The 12,485-nt window shown below is 41.6% G+C and carries 9 protein-coding genes; 3 read left to right on the top strand and 6 right to left on the bottom strand.

Translation table 11 applies throughout. The features are described 5' to 3' along the window. Positions 1–15 precede the first annotated feature (15 nt). The 6 genes from MKX60_RS28895 to MKX60_RS28870 all read right to left on the bottom strand — a co-directional run bounded on the left by MKX60_RS28895 (position 16) and on the right by MKX60_RS28870 (position 7,620). Positions 16–1,137 carry a glycoside hydrolase family 88/105 protein gene (locus MKX60_RS28895; protein WP_341061669.1) on the bottom strand — a complete coding sequence of 374 codons (1,122 nt, stop codon included), beginning with the start codon at positions 1,135–1,137 and terminating at the stop codon, positions 16–18. Positions 1,138–1,247: 110 nt separating this feature from the next. Continuing rightward, complete coding sequence (locus MKX60_RS28890) at positions 1,248–2,351, bottom strand: glycoside hydrolase family 88/105 protein (RefSeq protein ID WP_341061668.1); 1,104 nt, start codon at positions 2,349–2,351, stop codon at positions 1,248–1,250. A 41-nt stretch (positions 2,352–2,392) separates the two neighbouring features. Continuing rightward, a complete protein-coding gene (locus tag MKX60_RS28885; protein WP_042186649.1) occupies positions 2,393–3,268 on the bottom strand; it encodes a carbohydrate ABC transporter permease in 876 nt (291 codons plus the stop codon). Positions 3,269–3,289: 21 nt separating this feature from the next. Next, positions 3,290–4,258 carry an ABC transporter permease gene (locus MKX60_RS28880; protein WP_042186647.1) on the bottom strand — a complete coding sequence of 323 codons (969 nt, stop codon included), beginning with the start codon at positions 4,256–4,258 and terminating at the stop codon, positions 3,290–3,292. A gap of 104 nt (positions 4,259–4,362) precedes the next feature. Further along, complete coding sequence (locus MKX60_RS28875; protein WP_042186645.1) at positions 4,363–5,925, bottom strand: extracellular solute-binding protein; 1,563 nt, start codon at positions 5,923–5,925, stop codon at positions 4,363–4,365. Positions 5,926–6,102: 177 nt separating this feature from the next. Continuing rightward, positions 6,103–7,620: an extracellular solute-binding protein gene (locus MKX60_RS28870; RefSeq protein ID WP_339246687.1), complete on the bottom strand. Its 1,518-nt coding sequence runs from the start codon at positions 7,618–7,620 to the stop codon at positions 6,103–6,105. A gap of 179 nt (positions 7,621–7,799) precedes the next feature. On the opposite strand from MKX60_RS28870, the gene MKX60_RS28865 reads away from it, so the two are divergent. The 3 genes from MKX60_RS28865 (at position 7,800) to MKX60_RS28855 (ending at position 12,477) form a co-directional block, all read left to right on the top strand. After that, positions 7,800–10,145, top strand: a complete 2,346-nt coding sequence (locus MKX60_RS28865; protein ID WP_042186641.1) for a helix-turn-helix domain-containing protein — start codon at positions 7,800–7,802, stop codon at positions 10,143–10,145. A gap of 528 nt (positions 10,146–10,673) precedes the next feature. Then, positions 10,674–11,390: a rhamnogalacturonan acetylesterase gene (locus MKX60_RS28860; RefSeq protein ID WP_076300820.1), complete on the top strand. Its 717-nt coding sequence runs from the start codon at positions 10,674–10,676 to the stop codon at positions 11,388–11,390. Beyond that, positions 11,377–12,477, top strand: a complete 1,101-nt coding sequence (locus MKX60_RS28855) for a mandelate racemase/muconate lactonizing enzyme family protein (RefSeq protein WP_339246680.1) — start codon at positions 11,377–11,379, stop codon at positions 12,475–12,477. Before MKX60_RS28860 ends, MKX60_RS28855 begins: the two co-directional genes overlap by 14 nt. The last annotated feature ends 8 nt before the right edge of the window (positions 12,478–12,485 follow it).

The following is a 12,485-nucleotide window of genomic DNA, read 5'->3' as shown; positions in this document are numbered from 1 at the left end:
CACTCCTATTCTATATCAGATCCAGCCTCTTAATTGTTCGTACTCCACACAGGCTTGCAAGAAAGCACCGACACCCTTTTGGTCGTTAGTAACAATAGGCTCACTAATGTAATAAGCGAACGTGCCGTCGCGTTGATCTGCTCCACCTAACCCTGCTACTTGGCAATTTTTATTTAGATTGACCCATCCTTCTTTGGTCTCAAGAACAAACTCTGAGATAAGTCCTTGGAAGGCGAGATCTAACGATTCGTACCAACTAGCCTCTAATACGCCTAATCGAATACCTTTTGCCATAGCATACACAATCATGCTAGAAGCAGAAGCCTCTAAGTAATTCCCTTTGCGTTGTCCCAGATTCACTACTTGATACCAGACGCCAGATTCAGGATCCTGATATTTCTTCACAGCTGATAAAGTATCGTTTAGAATACGCACCAGCTCTGGATAATCGGAATGCTCACTCGGCAATAACTCTAGAACATCTACTAAAGCCATAAGATACCAGCCAAGTGAACGCGCCCAAAAGTTTGGAGAGCATCCTGTCTTGCGGTCACACCAAGGTTGAAGACGCTGTTCATCCCATGCATGATATAGCAGACCAGTTTCCGAATCCTTCGTATGCTTCTCACACAAGATAAATTGTTTCGTAACATCTTCAAGCCCCTGCCCTTCTTCAAAAGCTAGCAAGTAGGCTAAATAGAAAGGCGCGCCCATATAAAGACCATCTAACCAGATTTGATAGGGATAAATATTTTTATGCCAAAAAGCACCTTCCGAGGTTCGCGGATGTGTCTCAAGCTGCTTTCTAAATAAGGTAGCCGCTTGTTTATATTTTTCCTGCTTGGTTTCTTTATATAGCGTAAATAATAATTTCCCGTTGTTAATGTGATCGATATTGTATTCATCTATGCGATAACCCTTAACGCTGCCATCCTCCTGAATAAAGTTATCCATCTGATCTTGAATGAATTGCAGATACTTCGCATCACCAGTTTGCTTCCAAAGCCATTCAAATCCATTCAATACGACACCATAGTCATACGTCCAGCTTCCGTTGTAGCCTTTATCTTCATAGAGCTTTGGTGTCCTCGCCATGATTGAGTCTGCTGTGCGGATTGCCCAATGTGATCTCTTCATCCCAACCCCCTGATTATCATTAAATTTAAGAATAACTTTCCCACAAAATAATAGGACTTGATTCTCAGTCCCAGAGAATCAAGTCATTGTCTAGTAAGAATTCAATCGAATCACCCTTGGATTAAGCTCTCCATCTCAACACAAGCCATCACCAACGCGCCTACGCCATGTAAATCATTTTTAACTTTAGGTCTAGTGACGTAACTCTCGTAATCTCCAGCCGAAGTACCGATACAGATGTCCGGCAAAATCAACCTATCCTGCTCATCCCACTGAATGATTTGGATTAACCCTTCATACCCTTTTCTAGCCGAGGCTGTAGCGACTTCCACATCGCTTACAATGCCATGCTTCACTGCTTTGGCAATCGTGTAGACAAATAAACATGAACCTGAGGTCTCCAGCCAATTATCCGGCTCATGACCCTTATCTACGACCTGATACCAAAGTCCACTTACCGGATCTTGATAACGAATAAGGGCATCAACAAAATCACGTAAAGTAGAAGATAATTCAGCTCGGGCTGGGTCTTGGACGGCCAACAGATCAAGAAATTGCGACAATGCGAGACCATACCAACCCAGCGATCTGCTCCAAAATTCCGGTGAGCACCCTGTCTCCGGGTTTGACCATGGCATCCGGCGGCTCTCGTCCCAAGCATGATACAATAACCCGGTTGTCTCATCTTTCATATACTTACGCATTAACATCTCTTGATGGAGAACTGTATCACGCAAGCTAGGATCGCCATAGACATTAGCATATTTTAACGAGAATACGCCTGCCATATAAAGCCCATCTAACCAAATTTGGTTAGCATATTTATCCTTATGCCAATACCCACCTTCAGAGGTTTTGTTTAACGTAAGCAATAAATTCCTCAGCTTCTCCGCAGCAATGCGATACTTGAGTTTACCTGTCCGTTTATGAAGATTAAACAGTAGTTGTCCAGCTTGAACAGCATCCAGCTCATCGCGGGCGAAATAAAAGTTACCATATTCATCTACCAAATCATCCACGTATTCCTGAATATAGTTAATATAGCGGTCTTCTTGATAAGCACTCCACAAAAGCTCCATCCCACACAGAAATACACCTTGATGGTAATGCCAACGATGTGCTGGAGGAAGCTCTCCCGCTCTATAAGTATCCATTAAAGAATCGCATGCCTTTTTTGCCCAATCCATTGGTGTTGTTGGTATCCTGCCAGTCATCTCCAAGCTCCTTCCAAAGAATAATCTCTCTCTTCCTCTTATTAGCCCTTCATAGAACCTAACATGGCACCTTTGGCAAAATGCTTCTGTATGAATGGATATACACAAACTATTGGTAAAGTAGCAACAACGATAACAGCCATTTTAATTGTTTGGTCTGGCGGTGGAACAGTTGTATCCAGTGTAGAGCTGTGATCCATACCGCTGGCAAGGACAACAATTTGTCTGAGCAGAACCTGTATTGGCCACTTCGAACTATCATCCAAATACAGAATCGCATTCATGTAAGTATTCCAATACGTAACCGCATAGAACAATCCGATAGTCGCTAACGCAGGTAAGGATAATGGCAATACAATTCGAAATAATATTCCGAAGTCGTTGCAACCATCAATTTTGGCCGACTCCTCCAAACCTTCAGGTATATTCTGGAAAAAATTTCTCAAAATGATCATGTTAAACGCACTAATTGCTGAAGGAAGAATAAGCGCTGCATAACTGTCTATTAGTCCCAATTCCTTTACCACGAGGAAGGTTGGGATCATTCCACCATGAAAGAGCATCGTGAACACAACCATAAAGTTAACCACTTTACGTCCATCCAGATCTCTTCTGGTAAGAGCGTAGGCCATCAAAGAAGTTATAAACAAACTGAGGAAAGTACCGACTGCCGTAACACCAATGGAAACACCCATGGCTTTAAATATTGTATTCGTTGAAAAGATGAACTTGTATGCTTCCAGACTCCATACCTTTGGGATCAGTACAAACTTACTAGAAGCTAGTTCTGCACTCGTTGTGAAAGAGCCTGCTACAACGTGAACAAGGGGGAGCACAGTTATTAAAGCAATGATCGCAAGCAGCGTGAAGTTTATAGCAGAAAAAATTCTGCCACTGATTGTTTTATCTTCTACCATTTCTATTCCTCCCACAACATATCAATAAACGCCTTCTTCTCCCATTTTCTTAGATGCTTTATTCACCAACATAACCATGATCAAGCCGACAATTGATTTGAAGAATCCAATGGCTGTACTGTAACTAAACTGCCCCTGTCTCAGACCAGCAGTATATACATACGTATCGATAATTTCCGCAACTTCTCGATTCATGGAGTTAAGCAGCAGAAACACATGTTCAAATCCAAGATCCAGAACGGAACCAATTTTCAGAATAAATAATGTGATAATTACGCCTCTAATCGCTGGAAGTGTAATATGCCAGACTTGTCTGAGTCGTCCAGCTCCATCCATACGTGATGCTTCGTAAAGTCCTGGATCAATGGCAGCTATGGAAGCTAAATAAATAATCGTTCCCCAGCCTGCTTCTCTCCAAATCACCTGAATAATATACATGGGCCTGAACCATCCAGGATTCAGCAGGAAATTAATTTTTTCAAATCCGAAATAGGAAAGTAGCTCGTTGATAATTCCTCCATCCATCGTAACCATTACAAAAGAAATGGAGACGATGATAACCAACGACAGAAAATGGGGCAAATAGAAGATCGTCTGAAAGGTTCTTTTGAAAAAGCTGCCTTGAAGTTCATTCAACATCAGGGCAAGAATAATCGGCATTGGGAAATAGATAAGAATGTTTAATCCGAAAAGTACAAGTGTGTTCACTAAAATATTTAAGAAATCCGGCTCTGTGAACAACCTGCTGAAATGCTTCATTCCTACCCAGTTACTGCCTGTTATTCCTTGATAAGGTTTGTAATCTTGAAAGGCGATAATTAGTCCGTACATAGGAAAATATTTAAAAATAATAAAATATAGCACTCCCGGTGTTAGCATGACGTAGAGCCATTTATTTCTCCACAGACGCTTTTTAAGTTCACTGCTGCTCTTGTAAGTCTCACGCTTTATTTGTGGAGCTGGACTGGGCTGTGCGGTGAGTTCCTGCATGATTCTCTTCCTTTCTCCTTCTTTATTCAAACTCTTTATTTCTCCATGTGACTATGAAGAGAAAAGGTTGTTGAAACAAAATCAACAACCTTTTCAGCTAGGTTTTATTTCTTATACAATGCGTTGTACTCATCAATAATCTTAGCTCCGCCACGGTTCTTCCAGTTCTCAACTTCTTTTTCGAACCCTGCTTTGTCGATCTGTCCATAGATATATTTATAAGTTGCATCGGTAATAATCTGTTGAAGCTCGACACCTTTTTCTGTGTACGTAGCCGAATCCATCGCAGCTGTTGGATCTGGTACCCCCACCTTGACATTCTCAAGAACCAATTGATCCGCATGAATTCTTCCTGGCAGCGTGTTATAGTTCTCGTACATTCCATTGGTTTCAGCTTCGCCGATAACGCTGTCCTTATATCCTTTTACTTCACGTTCAATCAATTCTTTGTCATCTGTAGCTTTCGCTTTACCGTCTTCAACGGTATAGTGAGTACCCTCGATTCCCCAATACATCAAATTAGCTACTTCTGGGGTCATCATTTGATCAAAGAAAGCAAGAATCTTCTTGAGTTCTGCCTCATCCTTTACAGCAGATTTTGGGAACAAGACAACATTGTTATAGCCTGGAATCATCCATTGAGCATACTTTCCATCTGGACTTGCAACCATACTATGCGCATCCAAAACAGCATCAGGGTTATTCTTAATAGTATCTTTATTGAGGGAATCAATATCTTGCATGGAGCCCCCAATATAGAGTCCACCCTTTCCAGCCTTAAACATATTTACAGCATCTGTTTTACTGGTAGCAGCGAAATCTTGATTAATGTATCCGCCATCACGAGCTTTTTTGAAGAAGTCCATCGTGTCGAAATATTCATCGAATGTAAATTCAGGCGCTAATTTTCCATCCTTCTCTCCCCAGGTGTTCGGTGTTCCGAACCAAGAAGAGACAGTTTTGAAAGCTCCATAGGTCAACTCATTACGGTCAATAATACCTGTAGTATCTTTCTGTCCATTACCGTCTGGATCTTGTTCCGTGAAGGCCTTAGCCATTTCGAATAATTCATCTACATTTGCTGGTGCAGCAAGTCCTAATTTATCAGCCCAGTCTTTTCTGTAAATGATACCTTGACGTGCTAGAGGGCGGCCGATATATAAGGTGTACAGCTTGCCGTCCACTTTCGTGTTATTCAGAATTTCTGGTTTCAATTTACTCAAATTAGGAAACTCGCTTAATAGCGGACCTATTTCCCAGAATTGTCCGTCTTTTATCGCTTCTTTCATCTGAATGAAGGTTGTCTGATTCTTCAAGTACGTCACTTGCGGCAGTGAGCCGGTTGCAAAAGATGAATTAAGTTTTTCTTCATAAGTATCAGCCGGGAAAAATTGATAGGTCAGCTTCGTGTTGGTCAATTTTTCAAGTTCAAGCTTAATCGTATCAGGCGGGGTCTCTGGAATATTTAACGGAAGCATAATCTTAATTTCTGTTGGTCCTGCTTTCACTTCTTCTTTAGGTGCTTCTGTCTCAACCGGCTTAGCAGTGCTCTCACCACTTGCAGTTTCAGAACTTGCTTGATTGTTGTTGTTACCACCACATCCAGCTAACAATGTGCTGAACGCTAACAGTGCCGTCAACAACATGGTGAAGGATTTCTTCTTCATACCATTTTGACCTCCATAATTTGTATTGGTTACGAGTTCCACGTTACATCGTCGGCAAGGTTACGAAAACAATCATTTCCCCATAAAGGCCCGTTCTTAAAGGGATCTGAGCAAATGATTATGGTGATAACACAAAAAAATCCACCGCGTCATCCGCAGTGGATCAAACTAACCTATTTACTTTTCTATCCCAAGCTCAGCCTCACCATATTCCTTAATAATCTGATCTCCTCCGCTAGCTCTCCATTTCTCAACTTCCTTCTGGAATCCCTCAGCGGTTATATTGCCTAGTATGTAATTGTACGTAGCATCCACAATAATGGTAGACAGTTCCACATTTTTCTCATCATAGGTGGATGAGCTTAAAGACACGGTCGGATCGTCGACCAGAAAAGATTCATTATCTTTACTTAGCTGATCCGCAAGTGAGGTCAATTGCTCCTTCTGAGCCACCTCCATAATGTTCTTATTACTAATATCTGCAATCATCAAAGAATATAACGGATTTACTTCTTGCACCCGCAGTTCTGAGGTTTCCTCGGGAAGAATGATTTTTCCACCCTCAAGCTTATAATGGCGCCCTTCAAACCCATACATCATTATATTCGCTACATCTTTATCCATGGTTCGATCAAAGAATTCGAGTACCTCGCGGAGTTCATCCTCCGTAGCAATGGCTTTTTTGGAGAAGAGATAGAGTCCATTATAATTGGGTATCGACCACACCTTATATCCTTCAGGCCCTTCGATCCGATTGATTAACGTAAGTTCTGCCTTTGGATTCAAATTCTGAGCTTCAATAGACAGCCGCTTTACATCTGTCATACTGCCAATAAATACACCAGCAATACCATTAATGAACTTATCGCGTTGTACTTCTTTGCTCGTTAAGGCGAAATCCTGATTAATAATTTTCTCATCATATAATTTCTTCATGAAATTCATGGTGTTCATATACTCAGCGGTCACAAATTCAGGAACGAATTGATGATTCTCTAGTTTCCAATTATTCGGGGTGCCAAAATACGAACTTAATGTCTTGAATACCCCATACACAAGATCATTTCGATCGACTAATCCGAAGGTATCCTGTTTGCCATTCTGATCTGGATCGTTGTATGTAAATTGCCTCATAACCTCATACAGTTCATCCAGTGTTTGTGGATTATTTAAATGGAGATTGTCGAGCCAATCCTTACGAATAATGACCCCCTGTCTGGAAGAGGGGCGTTCCGTATATAGGCCATAGATCTTACTATCTACAGAAGTCTGCTTAAGAATAGCGGGGTTCAGTTGTTTAAGATTGGAGAACTCCTGAAGATAGGGGCCGATCTCCCAAAAGGCATCCGAACGAATAGCATTTTTCACCAGATTGTAGTCTGAGAATTTTACAAATGTGACCTTTCCGAGGGAATTGGTCGTAAGCGCCGTGTTCATCTTATCCGTGTATACCCCCTCTGGAACCCACCTTATATCGAGCTTCACACCTGTCAGTTTTTCGATCTCTGCCATAATCTCTTTCGAAGGCTGTTGTGGAAAATGAAGGGGTGCCAAAATTGAGATGCTAGGGGAAGATACTACTGGGCCGGCTTCGGCAGATTCCTTATCGTTGCAAGCGCTTAAAAAAGAGAAGACGAGCATGGTAAATAAGCAGAAATACAGCGTTGCCCTTTTACCCATAGATACTTTAGACATTTCTGTGGCCTCCTAGGTATTGTAAGGATTATCACTCTATATCTTGAAAATTTTACAATTTATAAGCATAATTAGAGCTAATGATTATCACAGAACGAGATGATTATTGTTATTTCATACCAAGTTACATACACTTAGATCAAGTGTCTACTTCTACATAAGTAAAGGTGCTGAGTCCCGTGAGACCATTAAGCTTTCTAAGTAAGCTAACGATGTTTGCCTTTGTAATTAGCACGCTGCCTGTATTGTTCATCGGTTCTTTTTCATATTTCACATCTTCAAAAGAAATTCAAAAGAACGTTAACAACAGCAAAATGGAATTAATCTTACAAATCACCTCAAATGTAGAACATAAGTTAACAACTGTCAATCAAACATTAAACCAAGTGATCAATTCTAGTGTATTAAAAAAAGCACTAAACAACCCTTTAAATGAAACCGATTTCATTTTATACAATGATTTAAGAAACGAAATTCGCAATATGCAGTCCTTCGATACGAAGCTGGAAGATGTCATCTTATTAAATCAGCAGCAAAATTGGATGATCAAAAATTCTGGTGTTTATCGCTTAAATGAGTACAAGGACCATGCGCAGCTCACCAACCTGATGAATATTGCCGAAGATACCTCGTGGATCCTGAACCCGTCCTCCATATTTTACAGTGAGGAAAGCATTAACGTCACAGGCTGTAACTACAGCATTAGTCTTATCAAGAAACTCCCAACCAATAAGCTGCAAAAATATGGGCTTGCCTTAGCTAATATTCCTGTCTGCAGTCTTCAGGATTTCATTAACTCGGATGTACAGCCACTCGATGATATTATCGTTCTGGATAAGACAGGTCGATTCCTGCTCCATCCGGACCGCAACTTGATCGGGAAACCAATGAAAGAAGGCGGATTTACAGAAGATTCTTTCATTACTAATCCATCTAAACTTTCAGGACAGTTTAAGACCAGGATCCACAAGAAGGATTACTCCGTCACTTACATGCGCTCTCAGATGAATGGCTGGGTCTATCTTTCGGTCACATCCATGGAAAGTTTAACGAAAGAATCCAAAAAAATTAGCCTGTTTACGATATTCGTGTGTAGCTTTATGCTTCTATTGTCTATTCTCTTGGCATGGATCGGTTCAAGACGGATGTACACTCCCATTGAAAGACTACTCAATCAAATGGGCCAACGCAAACCGGACATTAAATCCAGACACACGAATGAATTTCAGATTATTGGAGAACAAGTTCATTCTTTATTCCAATCCAAATCACAGCTTGAAAAAGAAGTCCGTCAGCATATCCAACAGGTGCGTACCTTCTTCCTAATCAATGCTTTCCATGGCAACGTTAAGAAGCGCGATCTGCACGAAGAGCTGGAACAATTCGGCTACCATAAGCAGCTCGAAGAATGGAAGACGATGGCTGTGATTACGTTGTCGATTGATTTTGCCGATGATTCCAGCTATGAGAAAAAAGATCTTAATCTCTTATTATTCGCTGCCCACAATATAATCGAAGAGTTAGTCTGCCCTGAACAACGACTGGCACCTGTAATTATGGATCATGCAGTAGTCGTCTTATTGGGGAGTCCAGACAGTGATACCGAGTCTTTTCACAAGACATTATATTCATTAACGGAGAAGCTGCAGCAGGAAATAAACAACTACCTAAAGCTTCAGGTGAGCATTGGTCTGAGCCTTCCCTTCAACACCTTCGATAAATTATCCACGGCTTACAGAGAGGGACTCGAAGCACTGAAGCATCGGATCAAACTTGGTAAAGGTGTCATTATCCAGTATGAAAATATTAACTCTGGCAAGCACTATCTGAATTTGAACTACCCTACTCATAAAGAAAATGACTTACTGGACGCTATCAAATTAGCTGAAACAGATAAAGCAAAAGAACTCATTCATTTGCTCTTCAAATCTATCTTTGCTCATGAGCTTTCACCACAGGAATACCAGATCCCGTTGACGCGCTTACTCAATAATTTACTCATTATGATGCAGGAATCCGGTATTAGCTTAAATCAAATTTATCATGCTAATGGTTCCATATTTGAGGAGCTGCATGACCTCCATACTGTAACGGAGATTGAAGATTGGTTCTGGAGCATGGTCATTTATCCGATGATCAAGATTTTTAACAGCAGACAAAATGCTCAATACCACAACATCTCAGAGAAGATCATCGATTTGATACAACATGATTACGATACAGACCTTACTTTAGAAGAATGTGCTTCACGTCTGCATTATAATGCCAACTATATCAGCAGCGTCTTCCGTAAGGAGACCCAGTACTATTTCAGCGAATATTTAACGATGTACCGATTTAAAATGGCGAAAAAATGGCTGAAGGAAACTGATATGCCCATTAAAGATATTGCAGCCAAATTAAGATATAACAACTCTCAGAACTTCATTCGCTCTTTCCGTAAGCAGGAGGGCATGACACCCGGACAATACCGGGATCACAACGCTGGCACAAAACTTAAATCCACCTTTGACGAATCAATGTAAAAAGAGAGAACTATTGTTCAGGTGGAACAAGCATAAACGCCTTCGGCGTCCTAATATGGACGGCAAGCGTTTAAGCGAGAAATATAAGACATAAAGTATCGTGTGAAACTTATACTTTCTTATATTTTCAAAAAAAGAGTCTCTCTTTTTTTCTGAAATATGTTAACGTGTGCATATCGCCTTTTAAGGAGGAATTGGAACATAATGTTGAGCTTTCGTGTACATTCCAACCATGCAGAACAAACCGAGCTCTCTCTGGAAATCTCACTACTCACCCTTTATCCTCTTGCAACGCCTGGGAGACCGCCCAACACAAGCTGAGCTTCACGCCTACTCCTCAGAATCACAGATGACTTCTCTAACACCTCCAACTTTTATATGGACTACAGTAAATGATGCCAGCGTTCTTGTGGAGAAGAAGGACGGCATGGTTTAGGGCTTGCTAAAGAACATCCTCATTGCCAGCAATGGCTTTCCCTTTCTGAGAAATGGCTAAGTAAACACCACTACATTCAAGGAGAAGATCCTATGACACCCACATTATTTATCGCGGGAGATTCCACTGCGGCTATCAAAGGCGCTGGAGAAAAACCTATGACAGGCTGGGGAGAATACCTGCAAGGTTATTTTGGGATTTCTGTTCGAATCGAGAATCGCGCCATTAATGGTCGCAGTACCAAATCCTTTATAACTGACGGCCGTTTGGAGGACATCCTTAAAGACTTCAAGGCCGGTGACTACCTCTTCATTCAATTTGGACATAACGATGAGAAAAAAGAAGATCCTTTGCGTTACACTGATCCCGACACTGAATATCGCCGCAACCTAATTCAATATATTGAAGCTGCTCGGCAGTTAGGCGGGACTCCGGTTCTATTAACCTCTGTAAGTCGCCGCCGCTTCAACTCCGATGGAGAGCTTGACCCGCTTGCTGTAGGCGCTTATCCCGAGGCTATGAAGCAGGTAGCTGAAGAAACGCAAACACCACTGCTTGATATTTTCGCAGCTTCGCAAGTGCTCTATCGTTCGTTAGGTGTTGAAGAATCCAAAAATTTATTCATGCATTTGCCTGAAAAAGCACATCCGAATTACCCAAATGGAGTTATGGATGATACTCATTTCTCTGATCAAGGTGCTCAGCACATCGCCAGACTTGTGGTTCAGGCTATTGAACAATCTACTGCCTTACCATTAACAGACTTACAACAACTACTACAAGGAGTGATCACAGATGTCTCTAATTAAAGAAGTTATTACAGAGTACTATCGTATCCCTTTGCCGGAAATCATGGAGGACGCTAAACACGGACTGCACACTCACTTTGAAGTTCCCATTGTCAAAATTAGAACCGATGACGGTCGTGAAGGGGTAGGTTATACCTATACTGGCGGATTTGGCGGCAAAGCGATCTGCTCACTAATTGCGAATGAATTAACTCAGATCTTAATCGGTAAGGATGCTAGCTGTGTGGAAAGTATCTGGGAGCAGATGAACTGGGGAATACATTATGTTGCTCGCGGGGGTCTGGCTAGCTTCGCCATTGCAGCATGTGACATCGCTTTATGGGATTTACGTGCGAAGAAAGCAGATGAACCGCTTTACAAACTTCTGGGTGGCGCAAGCAATGAGGTCAAATGTTATGGCGGAGCGATTGATTTGAATTTCCCATTAGAAAAGCTCCTCCTCAACAATCAAAAATACTTAGATATGGGCCTGCAGGCTGTCAAAATTAAACTAGGCCAAAAAACATTAGCTGAAGATGTGGAACGAGTGGCTGCGGTGCGCCAATTAATCGGTCCAGATGTGGCCTTTATGGTCGATGCGAATATGAGCTGGAGTGTAGAAAAAGCGATTAAAGCCGCTCGTGAATTTTTGAAATACGATATCCTCTTCTTAGAAGAACCAACGATTCCGGAAGATTATGCCGGCTATGCGCGTATTGCAGAAGAATCAGGCATTGCTGTTGCAGGCGGAGAAAACCTTCGGACCTTAACCGAATTCCATCACATGCTGCAATATGGCCATGTAGATTTCCCTCAACCGGATGCTTCCAATATAGGCGGAATTACGGGCTGGTTAAAGGTAGCTCACTTAACACAAGCCTATAACCTTTCCGTTTCCACACATGGGATGCAGGAATTACACGTTAGTTTATTAGCAGCTATGCCAAATGCAGGTTATCTCGAAATGCATAGCTTCCCTATCGATCAATACACTACACGTCCGCTAGTGATTAACAAAGACAATGGGATGGCAGTTGCGCCTGAAGTAACAGGCACTGGGGTTACCTTTGACTGGGATAAATTAGCGCCACACAAACAACAATACTAATAGGAGCG

The organism is Paenibacillus sp. FSL R5-0914 (assembly GCF_038004525.1).
Taxonomy (GTDB): Bacteria; Bacillota; Bacilli; order Paenibacillales; family Paenibacillaceae; genus Paenibacillus_AQ.
This window is presented reverse-complemented; position numbering and strand designations above follow the sequence as displayed.